A 16,296-nucleotide genomic window follows, 5' to 3' on the forward strand; every position below is an offset into this window, starting at 1 on the left:
TGTCCCTGGTGCGGTTGACGAGATCGCTTCCCGACGGCCAGCGGAATCGGTACCATCGAGCGGGCGCCGCGCGACCGTGCACCGGCGCCGGACTTTCGTACCACCGATTTCGCCATGTCCCGGGAACCCACACATTCCGCGTTGCTCTGGATCGTCGCCGCTGCGTTCTTCATGCAGTCGCTCGATACGACGATCGTCAACACCGCGCTGCCCTCGATCGCTCAAAGCCTGCAGGCGTCGCCGCTCGCGATGCAGCCCGTCGTGGTCGTCTACACCCTGACGATGGCGATGCTCACGCCGGCCTCCGGCTGGCTCGCCGACCGGTTCGGCACGCGTCGCGTGTTCTCGGTCGCGATCCTCGTGTTCGTGCTCGCGTCGATCGGCTGCGCGGCGTCGCACACGCTCGGCCAGCTCGTCGTCGCGCGCGCCGTGCAGGGCATCGGCGGCTCGATGCTGCTGCCGATCGGGCGGCTCGCGGTACTGCGCCGCGTGCCGGGAGAACAGTACGTCGCGGCGATCGCGTTCGTGTCGATCGCCGGCCAGCTCGGCCCGATCGTCGGGCCGACGCTCGGCGGCTGGCTCACGCAGGCGATTTCGTGGCACTGGGTGTTCATCGTCAACGTGCCGGTCGGCGCGATCGGCTTCGTCGCGGTTCAGCGCTACCTGCCGCACGACCAGGCGACACAGCCGCCGCCTTTCGACTTCATCGGCTGTGCGCTGCTGTCGGCCGCGATGATCGCGTTGTCGCTCGCGATCGACCCGCCGATGTCCGCGCACCGCGCCGCGTGGGCGGCCGGGCTCGCCGGACTCGGCCTGGCGAGCGCGCTGGCGTACCTGCCCCACGCACGGCGACGCACGCAGCCGCTGTTCCGGCTCGGGTTGTTCCGCGAGCCGAACTTCGGATCGGGGCTGCTCGGCAACCTGCTGTGCCGGATCGGCACGAGTTCGGTGCCGTTCATGCTGCCGCTGCTGATGCAGGTGCAGCTCGGCTATACGCCGCTGCAATCGGGGCTGATGATGCTGCCGGCCGCGATCGCGGGCGTCATCGCGAAGCGGTGGATCGCGCCGCTCGTGAAACGCTTCGGCTATGCGGCGTTTCTGGTCGTGAATACGGGGATCGTCGGCTGCGCGATCGCGGGGTTCGCGCTGGTGTCGGCGCGGCCCGCGCCGGTGCTGGAAAGCGCGCTGCTGATCGTGTTCGGCGCAGCGAATTCGATGCAGTTCGCGGCGATGAACGGCGTGACGCTCAAGGGGCTGTCGCACGCCGACGCGGGCAGCGGCAACAGCCTGTTCACGATGATGCAGATGCTCGCGATGGGGCTGGGCGTGTCGATCGGCGGCGGGCTCGTCAACCTGTTCGCCGCCTATCGGGGCTCGATGGCGCACGGGTTCATGCTGTCGTTCGCGTGCATGGGCGCGGTAACCCTGCTGTCGTCCGTCGTGTTCCGGCGGATCGATACGGCCGCGCCACCGGCCGGTGCGGCGGCGCGCCCTTCCGCGTGATCGCGGCCGTCAGTTCACCTGGCGGCGCTCGACGACGCGCTTGAGCACCCAGCGGATCGACGAACCGTCGGCCGGCGGCCGCGCGACGTGGTATTCGTCGACTTCGAGCGTGTACAGATAGCCGGGTTGGTACGCAAACCCTTCGATCCCCGCGTACCACAGGCTCCAAGGCTCGCTCGGGCTGCTGCGCACCTGCAGGCACTCCATCGGCGCGACGCCCGTGCAGCGCGCGGACTGCGGCGCGACGTAGACGGTCTTGGCCACGGGCTTGTCGTCCGCTGGGCGGGCGGCATTCGGCGCGGTGGCCGCCGCATCGGTCTGGCATCCGGCGAGGAGCGCGCTGCCGGCAAGGACGGCCGCGCCAAGCAGCGTTCGGGTCTTGTGAATCATCGGATATGCCTCTGGGAGCGTTGGAGGGCCAATTAGACGAGCCACCCGGCGAGAAGGTTCACAAACACCTTACAGAACGCGTTCGAGGACCGTCATTTAGCGGATGTCGTGTGCGAGCCGATACATTACGGTGTTCCGGTTCCGCCGCGCGCTTCAACCGGCCACGCAATCGCCGTCGATGGCGGCTTCACCGTGTAGCGATCGTGTACCATCGACGCTTCCAGATACGCTTCGGCACGCTGCGTTCGTCCGCCCGGCCCCGCCCGTGCGGTTCGCGCGGCGCGTTTCCTTCGCATGATCTCATCCGTTCCGTCCGACACCGCGCTGCGCCCGCTGCCGATCGATACGCTGGCCGTACCGGCCGCGCTCGACGGACGCACGGGCACCAACCGCTCGGGCAGCGCGCATCCGCAGATCGCCGCGACCAACGACCTCGACGCCGTGCGCGCATGGCTCGCCCGCTTCGTCGATACGCCGACCACGTTCCAGAACTACCGCAAGGAAGCCGAGCGCCTGCTGCTGTGGGCCGTGATCGCGTGCGGCAAGCCGCTGTCGTCGCTCACGCACGAGGATCTCGTCGTCTACCGGCAATTCCTGCTCGCGCCCGCGCCGGCCGATCTGTGGTGCGCGAACGGCGGCCGCAAGCATCCGCGCGACGATCCGCGCTGGCGGCCGTTTTACGGGCCGCTGTCGGCAGCCAGCCAGCGACAGGCGCTGGTGATCCTGAACGTGATGTTCTCGTGGCTCGTGCAGGCCGGCTATCTGGCCGGCAACCCGCTCGCGTTGTCGCGACAGCGGCAGCGCCGGCCCTCGCCGCGCATCACGCGCCATCTCGGGCAGCCGCTGTGGCAATCGGTGAAGGACGCGATCGCCACGATGCCGCGCGATGATGCACGCGCGTGCTTCCATGCGGATCGCGCGCGCTGGCTGTTCACGCTGCTGTATCTCGGCGGGCTGCGCATCACCGAAGCGGCCGATACGACGATGGGCCAGTTCTTCTGCCGGCGCGATGCGAACGGGCACGAGCGCTGGTGGCTCGACGTGACGGGCAAAGGCGGCCGGCAGCGGCTCGTGCCGGCCACCGACGAGATGATGGCCGAGCTGGCGCGCTACCGGCGTGCGCACGGCCTGCCCGCGCTGCCGTTCGACGGCGAACCGACGCCGCTCGTGCTGCCGGTCGGCGGAACGCGCAAGCCGCTCACGCGCGCGGCGCTGCACCGGATCGTGAAGCAGGTGTTCCGGCACGCGGCCGACCGGCTGCGTGCGAACGGCGAAGCGGGCGAGCAGGCGGCGCGTGTACTCGAACAGGCGTCCGCGCACTGGCTGCGCCACAGCGCGGGCTCGCACATGGCCGACGGCCGCGTCGACCTGCGGCTCGTGCGCGACAACCTCGGCCATGTATCGCTCACGACGACGAGCCAGTATCTTCACGCGGACGACGACTGGCGCCATCGCGAGACGGAGGAAAAACACCGGATCGGGTGGTAGGTGCGCCGCGCGGCGCATCGTGCACGATCAGTACACGGCCACCCAGTGCCCGGGCACCCACGCCCAGTGATTGCCGGCCCACCGGTAGTGCCCCTTCGCCCAGCGATAGCCGGGCGCGGGCGGCGGCGGCGCCACCTCGACGACGGGCGCCGGCTGCGGCGGCCGCACCGGTTCGACCACGCAGGCGGACATCAGCACGGCACTCGCGCTCACCAACACGGCGAGCGAAACGGATCGGATCTTCATCGTCGATTCTCCCTGTTGTGTAATCGGTTAGCGGGAGCGGACGCGGCAACGCGCCGCATCACGCGGCCCCGCGAATCAGGCCGCTCATCGGCCGTGTCGCGCCGCTTTCCGCAAATAACGCAGCCGCGGTGCGGTGCGGATCGAGCCGCAGGCTTTCGGCAGCCGCGCCCGCGATCAGCGCGTCGAGCGACGCGGTCGGCTTCAGGTCGCGCCCTTCGTACAGGTCGCCCGGCCGCAGCCCCGGCCAGTCGGCGATCACGCGCCCGCCTGCCACTGCGCCGCCGGCGAGCATCGCGACCGACGCCTGCCCGTGATCGGTGCCGCCCGTGCCGTTCACCGCGGCCGTGCGGCCGAACTCGGTCGCAACCAGCACCGTGGTCTGCCGCCACGCAGGCCCGAGGCCGTCGCGCAGTGCGGCGAGCATCGTGTCGAGCGCCTTCAGCTGATTCGCGAGCCGCGCGTTCTGCGCGCTGTGCGTATCCCAGCCGCCCGTCTCGATCATCGCGATCCGCGGGCCGTCGTCGCGCGCGAGAAACGTCGCGGCGAGCTTGCCGACGCCGGCCGGGTCCTGCCGTGCATGGGCATCGCCGGCGAGGCCGCGCGCCTCCATCGCCGATTGCCACAACGGGCCGAGCTGCGCGTCGGCTTCGTAGAGCGCCGACACGCGTGTGAGCAGATCGTCCGGCGCGGCCGGCAAACCGGACGGCGCATACGACGCCGCCTGCACCGTGCCGCGCAGCGCGAGCGGCACGGTCGGCGCGAATGCGATCGCGCTGTCGCGCGTCGCCGGCAGCAGCGCGGCGAGCCGGTTCAGCCAGCCGTCCTTCACCTGGTACGGCGCACGACCGCCCGTTTCGAGCACGTTCTGGCCGTCGAAATGCGAGCGGTCGCGATACGGCGATGCAATCGCATGGACGAACAGCGCCTGACCGTCGCGGTACAACTGCGCGGTCTGCGCGAGCGACGGATGCAGCGCGAACGTACCGTCGAGCCGTGTCGCGGCCGCCGTGTCGATCGCGAGCGGGCCGCGCAGCGACGCATACGCGGACTCCGCATACGGGACGACGATGTTCAGGCCGTCGGCCGCGCCGCGCTGGATCACGAACACGAAGCGCCGGTCGGTCTCGACATTGGCGAACACGATCCGCGGCGCGACGAGGATCGCGCCCGCGCCGGCGGCGGCAACGCTGAGGAATTGTCGGCGGGACAGTGCCATGATCATCTCCGTTGGAAATCGGGCGACACGAGCAGCAGCGCGAGCGATGTGGTCGCGCTTTCGGCGCGCGCGAGCGCGGTCGCGGTCGGCGCGCTCATCGAACCGGCGAGCAGCGTGTTGCCGAGCGTGCGCGGATCGAGCCGGTCACCAGTACGCGCGGCCAGGCGCTGCGCGATCTCGACGCGGCGCACGAGCGCGTCGGGCGCGGCCCAGCTCGCGACGACGTCGTCGTAGCCGGCCGGCGAGCCCGGCCGCCACACCGGCTGGCCGAGTTGCGCAAGCAGCGGCGCGGCCTTCAGATCGCCGGTGTCGCGCCAGCCGAGCCCGCGCAGCGACGATACGGCCCACTCCCACGGCGTCTTGAACTTGCGGTTGGTCGGCGACCACGCATCGGGCGCGTCGACGAGCGCGCGATAAACGGTCGGCAGGTCGCCGCCGCTCGCATCGAACGCCCGTGCGAGCCGTTCGATCAGCGCGGGCGGCGGATTGTCGGCGACGAAATGACGGGCGAGCTGGAACGCGATGTGCCGGCCCGTCGCCTCCGATCGCGCGAGGTCGTGCAGGATCGCGCGAGCCTGAGCTTCGCCCGGTTGATCGTAGGTGCGCCCCATCACCGTGCGTGGGCCCGGTTCGTGCAGATTCGGGCGAAATATGAATGCGCCGGGCGCCGCGTCGCCCGGTTGCGGCCCGCGGCCGCCGGCGATGCTCCAGCCGGTCAGCGCGCGGGCGAATTCCGTCACGTCGGCCTGCGTGTAACCGGTGCGCACGCCGAGCGTATGCAGTTCCATGATTTCGCGCGCGAGGTTCTCGTTGAGCCCGCGCTTCGCCGATGGATTGCGTGTTTGCGCACGCAACACGGCCGGGCTGTCGGGGCCGACCGAGCGCGCCTGATCGAGGAACACCTGCATCGCGGGATGCTGCTCGACGGCGACGAGCATATCCTCGAAACGGCCGAGCACGTGCGGGCGGATCGCGTCGCGTTCGAATGCGCCCGCGTACGCGGCCACCTGCCCCTTGTCGACCGATACCGCGAAATGGTTCGCCCAGAAATGTACGAGACGCTCGACGAACGGCGCGGGCGTGCTCAGCGCGCTGTTCATGCGCGCGGCGACGGCGCTGCGATACGCGTCGTAGCCGTCGCGGCGAATCGACTGCGCGGTTGCGCGCTTTGCGGCCGCGTCGTCGCTCGTCATCGCGTTGCGGGTATTCGCGAAACGAGTGGCGAGCGTGACTGCGTCCGGCTCGCCGGCCCATGCGGCGGGCCGTGCGTCGTAGCGGTCGAACTGGGCGAGCAAGGCGGCCTTCGGGTCGGCGGGCGGTGCTTCGTCGGCCCGCGCGCCGAGACCGAAGCGGTTCAGCGCGATCGCGGCCGGCGTGGAGTCGTTCGGGTGGTCCATGACGGGCTCTCTTGCAGTGCGTACCCACGTTCAACGTGGAAGCACAGCAAAATCCGTCGCGGGATGGCGAATATTTTTTGTTCGTCGCGGATTTCCGGGGAAGGCGCTTGCCGACCCTTCTCGGCCGCTCGACGCTACCCAGTCCTAGGTCGGCTCTCGACCCGCAAGGGACGGTCGCCCACACGCAAAGCGGCCATTCGGATACGCTCCGCCGGGCGCTTTGTTAGCGAAATGCCTGCCGGATTCCCAGCGCAATCATGAGCCCTCCACACGTTAGGTCGATCCTTGCCTTCGCGCGACGATACGTCGTCGCAATCGCCGCGTGCGATAGAACGAGCGCGACTGCTCCGTACCAGCACGTCGCTGATGCACCGACGGTAGCAAGCATCGCGAAGAACGTCGGCGTTGAAACGTGGGTGGGCACCGCTGAGGAAAACACCGCCGCATAAAAGGCGATGGACTTCGGATTCGCGATATTTGTCGCGATACCTTGCAGGAAGGCTGCACGAAACAGAGGCGCGTTCGTTTGGCGAGGTGCTCCTGAGGGGGTTGCTCGTGCCGACACAACGAGCCGCAGCCCGAACCAGATCAGATAGGCCGCGCCAGCAAGCCTGATACCGACAGCGAGCCACGGGAAAATAGCGAACACCATTCCGATACCAAGGATGGCGCAAGTCGCCCAGAACAGATTCACCGTCACGATGCCGGCGACAAGCGCGAGCGCATCGGAGCGTGTGCCGGCTACCGCCTTGTGAGTGATTGCGACAAAGTTCGGCCCGGGTATGACGACACCTGCCGCATAGACAGAAAAGACTGTCGCAATAGCAGACCAATCAACCATTTGTAGCCTCAGTGAATTGTCGTTGTACAAAACGTGGAGTTGCCTCATCTGCCAGTATTCTGAAGCAATTCACGACTGACCGCTGTTGGCCGACTACGACCTGTCCGCAAGTAATCCCTCAGGGAATCCGCGAAGATCCAATATTTTTCTGTACGTCGTCGACGCGCAACGGCCCCTCGATCAGTCCGGCGCACGCATGCGCGTGACCGAAGGCGAGTGTCGGCGACACGCGTTCCGCGTGTCACCCCGCCCCATGCTTACTCGCTCGCCGATGCCTCCGGCTTCTTCTGCAGCTTCGGCGGCAAACGCCAGTTGCCGCTGTGCTGCAATCCGTCGACGAACTTCGCGCGCTCTTCGGGCGTCAGCGTCGCCGCGAAATCGACAACACTGCGCTCGACCTGCGCCCGCATCGCGGTGTCGGCCGCGCGCGTGCGGTCGAGCGCCGCATCGATCGCCGCGCGATCGAGTTGCGGCGCGGCAAGCAGGTCGAGCACGGTAATCCGCCCGTCGCGCCCTTCCCGCGCGAAATCGCGGCCGCTCTTGCGCGCCGCCTTCAGCGCGGCGGCGAACTCGCGCTGGCGCGCATCGGGCAATTCGTCCGCCGCGAAACGCAACGCCGTGCGCGACGCGGGCGTGCCGGCCGCGTGCAGGTCGCCATGCGTCGAGAACCACTGATACGCGCCGCCGCCGATCGCACCGAGCATGAACACGTTCAGCACGACCGAGCCGACGAGGGTAAATTTCCAGCCGCGCTCGGTCATTCGTCGCCCCCGTCCACGCTCGGACCGCCGAACGTCGTCGTCAGATAACCCGGCTCGTGCTGTGCCGACGGTGCACTGCCGAGCATCAGCATCGACACGGCCACCGCCCCCGCGAGCGCACCGGCCAGGCCGACGCCGGCGAACGCCGCGCCCGACCACCATACGGCGCCGCGCCGGCGTGCGCGCTGCGGCGCGGGCGCCGTCGCGACGATGCGTTCGACGAGCGCCGGCGCGGGCGGCGCGACCGTGTCGTACGCCAGCCACGCATCGAGGTCGGCCGCATCGTCGAGCGCCAGCAGCGCTTCGCGCGGGTTCGCATGCGCCCACGCTTCGGCGGCCGCGCGCTCGCCGGCCGGCCAGCGCCGCGCGTCCGAGCCGTACGCGGCGACGATGGTACGAAATCGTTCGGGTGTCATCGCTTGTCCTCGCTAGGTGGGTCGCCGGCCAGTTGCGCACGCAGGTTGCGCCGCGCACGGGCGAGCAGGCTTTCCAGCGCATCGACGGTGATGCCCATCAGGTTGGCCGCTTCCACATTCGACATTTCCTGATAGTACTGGAGCACCAGCGCTTCCCGCTGCCTCGGCGGCAACGCGGCCAGCGCCTGCCGCACGCGCGCGTCGCGCGAACGCAGCTCCGCATACGCGGCCGGTTCCGGTTGCGTGTCGGGCACGTCGGGCAGCGTATCGACAGGCTCCTCGCGCCGGCCTCGCAACCGGTCGTAGCACAGGTTCAGCACGACGCGATGCAGCCACGTGTCGAAACGAGCTTCGCCTTCTCGCCAGCGCGGCGCCTGCTTCCAGATTCGCAAGAACGTCTCCTGCGCGACATCCTCGGCTTCGTTCCGGTCGCCGAGCATGCGCGTCGCCAAGGCGAGCAGCCGCGGCAGCTTGCGCGCGACGAGCACGCGTACCGCCGACGCATCGCGCGCGCCGACGCGCGCGACGAGTTCCGCGTCCGGATCGCGGTCGCCGCGATCGTTCAACGCCGCCTGCTCCGTCGCGTGGCGCGTGGGCGCCGCACTGTCACGGCATGGGTATCCGCCGCCCGGCCGAAGCTCATCGTCGTGCTCTCCTTGCATGCGTCGGGCCATCGCCGGACGGCGCCATGCCGACGGTTCGTCGACGCCGCTCGCATCGCGCCCGGCATCGCACACGGCGTCGGCCGTGTCGGTTTCATCGACATCCGGTTCGTGCCGCATGTCGATCCTGTCGGCCGGCCGCGCGACCGTCGGCCGGCGCGCTCAATATACGACGACCGGCGCGGGCCGGTAATACACCGGACGGGCCGGCACCACGACGCAGCCGGCCAGCACGATGGCTGCGACCGCCAGTATCACGATGGTTCGAAAAGGCATCGCCACGACTCATGATGTTGCGTGAAAAATCCGCTGCGCCGGTACCGCGTGCCGCGCGGCGGCGTGCACGTCAGGCCCAGTGGCCCGGCACCCAGCGCCAGGCCGGGCCGCGCGCGGCCCAGTGTCCGGGCACCCAGTGATAACCAACGCGCACGACCTGCCAGTGGCCCGGAATCCATACGTAACGGCCCTGCCGCCAGTGCCAGTGCCCTTGATCCCATACGTAACCCGCGCGGGGCGCCGGCATCACTTCGACGCGCGGCGGCGGCGGCGCGTAAGGCGCGACGATGACGGCCTGCGCGAATACGGCCGACGTCGCGAGTGCCGCCACGCACCCGGCGGCCAATCGCAATGGAACAGAAAGTTTCATGAAAGACTCCGAAATAACGGGCATCGACCGGAAGCGATCGTTCATGCGTTAAACGGAACCGGCAGACGTAATCCGTCGCGGCGTCGGCAAATAAATTTCGGTGGCTCCACCTTGCTTCGGAGCAGGCCGCAGGCGCGCGACGCGCGATCGTACGTATCGGCCGCCGCACCCACGAGGTTGCGGTACTGTCACAACGCGGCAAAACTGCCCTTCGACAATGCATGCGACCGGGATCCCGCTCGTTTCCGGCCCACGCCCCGGCCGTGCTCGCGCATGGCCGCGCGGTTCCGCATCTCGCGCCCCATCAACGAAAATACCGATCATGTCGAACCAGGACACTCTCCCTGACCAGCCGAACGAGCCGGCCGCCTCCGTGTCGCGTCGCGGCTTCCTGAAACTCGCCGGCGTCTCCGGCCTCGCGACCGCCGCCGGCGGGCTCGCGGCAGCCCGCGCCGGCGCGTCGAATCCGGACGGCACACCCGAGCAGGTTCACCTGACGTGGGGCAACGACCCGACGTCCGAAGTCGTGATCTCCTGGGCGTCGCTCGCCCCGGCCGTCAATCCGCGCGCGCGCATCGTCGCCGACGGCGAGCCGGCGCGCACCGTGCACGGCGTCCAGCGCCTGTACACCGACGGCCTGAACGGCGAGACCGTGTTCGCCTACCACGCGCGCGTGCACGGCCTGAAGCCGGATACGCACTACCGCTACGAGATCACCGCCGACAACGACAGCAATGCCGCCCAGCCGTTCTCCGCGAATTTTTCGACCGCGCCGCGCGGCCGGGCGCCGTTCCGTTTCACGAGCTACGGGGATCTCGCGACGCCGAACGGCGCATGGGTGCTGTCGTCGCCGCAAAGCCGCTTCGCGGTGCAGGCCGTCGAGCAGTTCCAGCCGCTGTTCCACCTGCTGAACGGCGACCTCTGCTACGCGAACCTGAACCCCGCGCACCAGCCCGACGTGTGGCGCGATTTCGGCAACAACAACCAGACGTCGGCCGCGAATCGCCCGTGGATGCCGTGCCCCGGCAATCACGAGATCGAATTCAACAACGGTCCGCAAGGGCTCGACTCGTACCTCGCACGCTATACGCTGCCGGAGAACGGCACGCATTTCCCCGGCCGCTGGTACAGCTTCCGCGTGAGCTCCGTGCTGTTCGTGTCGCTCGACGCGGACGACGTCGTGTATCAGGACGCCGCCGCGTTCGTCGGCGGCCCTGCGCCGCTCGTGCCGGCCGCGAGCACCGGCCGCGCGCCGATCGAGCCCGGCACGTCGTTCTACGTGCGCGGCTACAGCAACGGCGAGCAGACGCGCTGGCTCGAACGCACGCTGCGTCACGCCGCGCATGACGACGACATCGACTGGATCGTCGTGCAGATGCACCAGGACGCGCTCAGTTCGTCGAAGACGGGCAACGGGTCCGACAAGGGCATTCGCGAAGCGTGGTTGCCGCTGTTCGATCGTTACGGCGTCGATCTCGTGCTGTGCGGCCACGATCACGACTACGAGCGCAGCTATCCGGTGCGCGGCTGCAATCACCGCGCAGGCGTCGATGCGAAGACCGGCGAAGTGGTCGAAACGCTGCAGCCGCGCCCGGTCGGCTCGAACGATCCGAATCGTACGACGTTCGACACGAGCCGCGGCACGATCCACCTGATCCTCGGCGGCGGCGGCACCAGCGCGCCCCTCGACGTGTACGGCGAAAACCCGTCGACCGGCTTTGCGCAGGCGAAGGTGTTCACGAAGCCGAACCGGCCGGTGCCCGGCACCGCGCCGAACACGTTCGTGCGCGAGCCGGCCGATGCGCTCGAGGATGCGGTCTGGTCCGCGCGCCGCGACACGGGCACCGGCTACGGGATCGCCGTGTTCGACCACGATCCGGGCAAGCCGGGCGGCCACACGACGATCACGATGCGCTACTACCATGCGCCGGGCGCCGATCAGCACCCGACGGCGCAGTACGAGTTGTTCGAGACGATCGAGCTGAGCAAGAAGCGGCACGAGCGGTGATCGACGCATCAGGCGCCCGCCACGGCAGGCGCCTGATGCGTTACCGTCGACGGACGGGAGGCGCGGCGCGCGTTAGACTGCCCGCCTCGCACACCGGTCCATGCTGATGAGTTTCGAATACCGCATTCACACGCCCCCTTCGGCCGACGCATTCGACGCCATCGCCAATGTGCTGCGGCAAGCGCATGGCGACATCGACGTCGATCCACACGAACGGCGGCTTGCAATTCGCGATGCGGCCGGCGGCTGGCCGCTGATCGACCTGTCGATCGAAGAAGCCGGTTTCTTCCTTGTCACCACGCTCGGCCCGACGCGCAATGCGATTGCTCGACGCGATCGGACATGCGCTGTCGGGAATCGGCGCCCCTTGGCGTATCGACGACGCGTGACCGGCTCGCGCGACTGAATCGATCGTACACGCCGATCCGGCTGCATCGCCGCAACGGCCGCGCCGCCGTAAAATGCGCGTTTCCGGCGAAATCTTCTCGTTGTATCGCCGCTCGTGATGACCGCACGCGCAGCCGGAATCGAATCATCCGAAATCGAATGGGCATGTTGAAACAGGCAGCAAGCATGAAACGCAAGAACAAGGCAACGCTCATCGGGCTCGGCGCGGTGCTGTTATGGGCTTCGGTCGTCGCGCTCGTTCGCGGGGTCAGCGAAAGCCTCGGCGCCACCGGCGGCGCGGCGATGATCTATACCGTGGCGTCCGTGCTTCTGCTGTTTTCGATCGGCTTCCCCGACCTGAGCCGGTTCCCGAAAAACTATCTGGTGTGGGGCGGGCTGCTGTTCGTGTCGTACGGGCTGTGCCTGTCGTTGTCGATCGGCTATGCGAGCAACGGTCGGCAAGCGATCGAAGTCGCGATGGTCAACTATCTGTGGCCGAGCCTGACGCTCGTCGCCGCCATCGTGTTCAACAAGCAGCGCGCGAACCTGCTGGTCGTGCCCGGCGTCCTGCTGTCGATGCTCGGCATCTGCTGGGTGCTCGGCGGCGACCAGGGGCTCGATCCGGCCGGCATGCTGCGCAACGTCGACGACAATCCGCTCAGCTACGGGCTGGCCTTCGTCGGCGCGCTGATCTGGGCCGGCTATTGCACGGTGACCGCGCGCATCGCCGACGGCAAGAACGGCGTCACGCCGTTCTTCATGCTGGTCGCCGCGGTGCTCTGGATCAAATTCGCGATCGAAGGCGGCGGTGGCATGACGTTCAGTTTTCATGCGGTCGTGTACCTCGTGCTGGCGGCGTCGGGGCTCGGGTTCGGCTATGCGGCCTGGAACACCGGCATCATGCACGGCAACGTGACGATCATCGTCGGCGCATCGTACTTCACGCCGGTGCTCGCCGCCGCCTTCGCCGCCACGCTGCTGCACGCGCCGCTGTCGGCCGAATTCTGGCAAGGTGCGTCGATGGTGTGCGGCGGCTCGATCCTGTGCTGGCTCGCGACGCGCAGCCGACGCCACGAAGCCGAGCCCGTGCGGATCGCCAAGGAGGCCGACGGCAATTGCCACGGGTGACGATGGCCGGTGCCGTCGACGGAAGGCCGGATCGCGGCCGGCCATGCGCCGCAGCGGCGGCCGCCGCGCACTAACGTTGCGATTCCAGCGCAATCCGCATGGCCAGCCCGGCCAGCACCGTCCCCATCAACCAGCGCTGAACCGTCGCCCAGAGCGGTCGCCCCGCGAGAAAACCCGCGATCGAACCGGCCGCGCAGGCAATCAGCGCGTTGACGCTGACGCTCACCACGATCTGCACGCAGCCGAGCGCCAGCGATTGCGCGAGCACGCTGCCGTGCCCCGGCACGATGAACTGCGGCAGCAACGACAGATACATCACCGCGATCTTCGGGTTCGCGAGATTCGTGACGAAGCCCATCGCGAACAGCCTGACGCGGCTGTCGTGCGGCAACTGCCGGACCTGGAACGCGGAGCGCCCGCCCGGCTTCAGCGCCTGCCACGCCAGGTACGCCAGATAGAGCGCGCCGGCAAAACGCAGCGCATCGTACGCATACGGCACGGTCATCAGCAGCGCGGTGATGCCTACCGCCGCGCACACCATGTAGAACACGAATCCGAGTGCGACACCGCCGAGCGACACCAGCCCGGCGCGGCGGCCCTGGCAGATCGAGCGCGAAACCAGATAGATCATGTTCGGTCCGGGCGTCAGCACCATGCCGAGCGACACGAGTCCGAACGCAAACAGGGTGGGCAGGGCCGGCACGGCACACTCCTTCAGGGTAACGACGACGAGGTCCGAACAATGTATTGCATCTGGGCCATCGTCGGCATGAATAAACTGCAAGTGGCCCATGAGCGCCGTTCATCGTGCCAGCCGGTCGCTACCTGCTCTTTTTCGCGCGCGTCCGGATCGCCTTTTCGGCCTTCGCACGCTGCGCGTCGACGAGCCGCACGAACTCCTCGGTAACCGCGTTGCCGGCGGTATTCCATGCCAGTCGCACGGAGCGATGCAGTCGCGGCGACAGTGCGAGCACGCGGCCGCCGAACGGCGTGTACGTGAGCGTGATGCGCGGCACGATCGATACGCCCATGCCCGCCTCCGCCATCGACAGGATCGTGCGCATCTCGACCACGTTGAACGCGGCCCGAAGCGGCGCGCCGCCGCGTGCGAAGTAATCCGCGATCACCGGCCCGCATCCCGCCTTCGAGAAGATGAACGGCGCTGTGGCCAATTGTCTTGCCGACACGCTCTTGCGTCCGGCGAACATGTCGTCGGCCGCCACCGCGACGAAATCCTCGTCGAGCAGCCGCAGGTTGTGTGCAAACGTCTTGGTGCCGGCCACCACGCCGACATCGGCCGTCCCGTCGGCGATCCACCCTTCGACTTCGTTGTCCGTGCCTTCGAGCAGCACCGCGGATACGCCGGGGTGCATCTCCTTCAACGCCTCGAGCGCGGGAACGACGAACGCCAGCGACACGCTCGGCAGCGACGCAACCACCAGCTTCCCTTCGAGCTTGCCGCGCGACAGGCTGAACTGCTGGCGCAGCATCTGCGCTTCCCGCACCACGCTCTGGACATACGGCCACAGGCGTTCGCCGGCCGCCGTCAGAACGACCGGCTGCCGGTCGCGCCAGAGCAGCTTGACCTGCGTGATGTCCTCCAGCTCCGTCAGCGCATGGCTGATCGCGGATTGACTGCGGCTGAGCCGGTCCGCCGCGGCCGTCAGCGAGCCGAGTTCGACCACGGCAGCCAGTGCCTGCAACTGGGCAAGCGTCATCGGGTTTCCTTGTTCCGGGATATGCATGTCGCGCATGAAGCGACCGATCTTCTTGAATTATATTGAACCGACGCGACGATCGATATGCGTACCTCGTCACGCACGCGTCGAATCCCCCTCGCAACGCTCGGGCACGATGCACGATCGAACCGCCGGCATGCTGCATGCGACCGATCGCGCATGCGTTCTGAAAGCTGCAACGCGTAGTATTCGCAGACCGGCATATCGTGTCGCCCGACAGCACGGACGATACGGAACCGGCTTTGCCGCCACTACGCCGATTGTCGATGTCGGCGTTGCCATGCTTTCAGAGGCACGAAATGGAAACCTATGTGTTGCTGGGCTGCGGATTGGGCCTTGGCCTGTTGATCGCGATCTGGGGTATCTGGTCGCTCCGATGACGCGCGCCGGCTCCGTCCGCGCGCAAGGAATCCGTATGGAGAAGGACGGGAAACCGTAGTGGCAGCGAAGCGTTCCGGCTCACTTGATTCGCAGTCCGATTCAGTCTGCCGTCGCCCGCACCCCGAACCGCCGGCCGCCTCTGCCGCCCTCGCGCAATACGTCCGAGCCACGTCCTGCTCCATTTCCGAAGACGCGTTAGACTATTCGGATGGAACAATGCCGTTATTGTCAGAGAATCCGCGATGAATGGGATTGCCATGGCGACGAATGCCGCCGGGCAATCGCCAAGGCGCTGCGCCGGCAGCGCGCGGGCCTGCCGATGGTCCCCGATCGCATTCGCAACGAGCTGCCGTCCGGCGCGCCGACCCAGCAGGTGATCGCCGTCCTGTCGCGCCAGCGCCTGCGCGCGCGCCGCGGCAACGAGGAACGCCGCGAGCGCAAGGAAATCGACGACGACGGGGTCGGATCCGGCAACTCCTAGTCCGCGATTCCGCCGCGAACGAGATGTTTGCCGGTCCTCCCCGGCCGGGCACCTGCCCGTGCGCGACATCCCGCCCCTCACTCTTCTGCCATTGCCTGCCATCCCCGCAATACAGCATGGGGACAGTACGCGGTCGCGCCGAAATTATTACCTTCAGCGCAACGATCTTTCACTCAAATTCACGTTTACCCTAGGTGAACCGGCGCCTACGATGGAATCAACCGCTGACGACAGGGTGTCGAACGCGGAAAGCCAATAAACATCGGAGGTCATCATGAAATCGCTCGTTTCCGCAGTCGTCGCCGCCGTCGCGCTGTCCGCCTCGTTCGGCGCATTCGCGCAAAGCACCGTGACCCGCGCCCAGGTGCGCAACGAACTGGTCCAGCTCGAGAACGCCGGCTACAAGCCCAGCCAGTCGAGCCCGTACTACCCGGCCGACATCCAGGCCGCGCAAGCCCGCGTGCACGGCATCGACAACAGCGGCTTCGGTTCGCAACCGGCTGCGGCCGTCGAGGGCGGCGCACCGGCCGTCCGCGCACACAACCCGCGCGACTCGGTCTACTTCGGCCACTAAGCGTGCCGCTGCGCGCTCCGCGCGTGCAGCCC

General features: G+C 68.1%; 18 protein-coding genes. 7 read left to right on the top strand and 11 right to left on the bottom strand.

Annotation, left to right across the window (positions count from 1 at the left end):
• The first annotated feature begins 114 nt into the window (after positions 1 to 114).
• Positions 115 to 1,503: a DHA2 family efflux MFS transporter permease subunit gene (locus CFB46_RS26700; RefSeq protein WP_089501823.1), complete on the top strand. Its 1,389-nt coding sequence runs from the start codon at positions 115 to 117 to the stop codon at positions 1,501 to 1,503.
• A gap of 9 nt (positions 1,504 to 1,512) precedes the next feature.
• Here CFB46_RS26700 and CFB46_RS26705 read toward each other — a convergent pair whose 3' ends face one another.
• Positions 1,513 to 1,893 (bottom strand): DUF4377 domain-containing protein, encoded by a 381-nt coding sequence (locus tag CFB46_RS26705; RefSeq protein WP_089501824.1) that lies wholly within the window; start codon positions 1,891 to 1,893, stop codon positions 1,513 to 1,515.
• Between the two features lie 294 nt (positions 1,894 to 2,187).
• On the opposite strand from CFB46_RS26705, the gene CFB46_RS26710 reads away from it, so the two are divergent.
• A complete protein-coding gene (locus CFB46_RS26710) occupies positions 2,188 to 3,381 on the top strand; it encodes a tyrosine-type recombinase/integrase (RefSeq protein WP_089501825.1) in 1,194 nt (397 codons plus the stop codon).
• Positions 3,382 to 3,408: 27 nt separating this feature from the next.
• On the opposite strand, the gene CFB46_RS26715 is transcribed toward CFB46_RS26710, so the two are convergent.
• The 8 genes from CFB46_RS26715 to CFB46_RS26750 form a co-directional block, all read right to left on the bottom strand.
• Positions 3,409 to 3,627, bottom strand: a complete 219-nt coding sequence (locus CFB46_RS26715; RefSeq protein WP_027780761.1) for a YXWGXW repeat-containing protein — start codon at positions 3,625 to 3,627, stop codon at positions 3,409 to 3,411.
• A 58-nt stretch (positions 3,628 to 3,685) separates the two neighbouring features.
• Entirely contained in the window at positions 3,686 to 4,843 is a 1,158-nt protein-coding gene (locus tag CFB46_RS26720) for a DUF1501 domain-containing protein (protein ID WP_089501826.1), read from the bottom strand.
• A 2-nt stretch (positions 4,844 to 4,845) separates the two neighbouring features.
• The gene (locus CFB46_RS26725; RefSeq protein WP_089501827.1) at positions 4,846 to 6,240 is read right to left on the bottom strand and encodes a DUF1800 domain-containing protein; all 1,395 of its coding nucleotides are present in this window, start codon (positions 6,238 to 6,240) and stop codon (positions 4,846 to 4,848) included.
• A gap of 223 nt (positions 6,241 to 6,463) precedes the next feature.
• Complete coding sequence (locus CFB46_RS26730; protein WP_089502367.1) at positions 6,464 to 7,081, bottom strand: LysE family translocator; 618 nt, start codon at positions 7,079 to 7,081, stop codon at positions 6,464 to 6,466.
• 257 nt (positions 7,082 to 7,338) lie between these two features.
• Positions 7,339 to 7,842: a periplasmic heavy metal sensor gene (locus CFB46_RS26735; RefSeq protein ID WP_089501828.1), complete on the bottom strand. Its 504-nt coding sequence runs from the start codon at positions 7,840 to 7,842 to the stop codon at positions 7,339 to 7,341.
• Positions 7,839 to 8,258 carry a hypothetical protein gene (locus CFB46_RS26740; RefSeq protein WP_089501829.1) on the bottom strand — a complete coding sequence of 140 codons (420 nt, stop codon included), beginning with the start codon at positions 8,256 to 8,258 and terminating at the stop codon, positions 7,839 to 7,841. The genes CFB46_RS26735 and CFB46_RS26740 overlap by 4 nt, the downstream gene beginning before the upstream one ends.
• Complete coding sequence (locus CFB46_RS26745; RefSeq protein ID WP_089501830.1) at positions 8,255 to 9,040, bottom strand: RNA polymerase sigma factor; 786 nt, start codon at positions 9,038 to 9,040, stop codon at positions 8,255 to 8,257. The genes CFB46_RS26740 and CFB46_RS26745 overlap by 4 nt, the downstream gene beginning before the upstream one ends.
• 226 nt (positions 9,041 to 9,266) lie before the next feature.
• Positions 9,267 to 9,566, bottom strand: a complete 300-nt coding sequence (locus tag CFB46_RS26750) for a YXWGXW repeat-containing protein (RefSeq protein WP_027780769.1) — start codon at positions 9,564 to 9,566, stop codon at positions 9,267 to 9,269.
• Between the two features lie 322 nt (positions 9,567 to 9,888).
• Between CFB46_RS26750 and CFB46_RS26760 the strand changes: the two genes are divergently transcribed.
• The 3 genes from CFB46_RS26760 (at position 9,889) to yddG (ending at position 13,089) form a co-directional block, all read left to right on the top strand.
• Positions 9,889 to 11,574: a purple acid phosphatase family protein gene (locus tag CFB46_RS26760; RefSeq protein WP_089501831.1), complete on the top strand. Its 1,686-nt coding sequence runs from the start codon at positions 9,889 to 9,891 to the stop codon at positions 11,572 to 11,574.
• A gap of 100 nt (positions 11,575 to 11,674) precedes the next feature.
• Positions 11,675 to 11,980, top strand: coding sequence for a hypothetical protein (locus CFB46_RS26765; RefSeq protein WP_227789518.1), 306 nt, complete (start codon positions 11,675 to 11,677; stop codon positions 11,978 to 11,980).
• Positions 11,981 to 12,147: 167 nt separating this feature from the next.
• Positions 12,148 to 13,089, top strand: a complete 942-nt coding sequence (gene yddG, locus CFB46_RS26770; protein WP_143751671.1) for an aromatic amino acid DMT transporter YddG — start codon at positions 12,148 to 12,150, stop codon at positions 13,087 to 13,089.
• 70 nt (positions 13,090 to 13,159) lie between these two features.
• Here the strand turns inward: yddG and CFB46_RS26775 are convergent, their stop codons facing one another.
• The gene (locus tag CFB46_RS26775; RefSeq protein ID WP_089501832.1) at positions 13,160 to 13,792 is read right to left on the bottom strand and encodes a LysE family translocator; all 633 of its coding nucleotides are present in this window, start codon (positions 13,790 to 13,792) and stop codon (positions 13,160 to 13,162) included.
• 118 nt (positions 13,793 to 13,910) lie between these two features.
• The gene (locus CFB46_RS26780) at positions 13,911 to 14,807 is read right to left on the bottom strand and encodes a LysR family transcriptional regulator (protein ID WP_089502369.1); all 897 of its coding nucleotides are present in this window, start codon (positions 14,805 to 14,807) and stop codon (positions 13,911 to 13,913) included.
• Between the two features lie 610 nt (positions 14,808 to 15,417).
• Between CFB46_RS26780 and CFB46_RS26785 the strand changes: the two genes are divergently transcribed.
• Positions 15,418 to 15,690 (top strand): hypothetical protein, encoded by a 273-nt coding sequence (locus CFB46_RS26785; RefSeq protein ID WP_027780775.1) that lies wholly within the window; start codon positions 15,418 to 15,420, stop codon positions 15,688 to 15,690.
• Between the two features lie 274 nt (positions 15,691 to 15,964).
• Positions 15,965 to 16,264, top strand: coding sequence for a DUF4148 domain-containing protein (locus tag CFB46_RS26790; protein WP_089501833.1), 300 nt, complete (start codon positions 15,965 to 15,967; stop codon positions 16,262 to 16,264).
• Positions 16,265 to 16,296: the final 32 nt, after the last annotated feature.

The sequence above is a fragment of the Burkholderia sp. HI2761 genome (assembly GCF_002223355.1).
Lineage (GTDB): Bacteria > Pseudomonadota > Gammaproteobacteria > Burkholderiales > Burkholderiaceae > Burkholderia.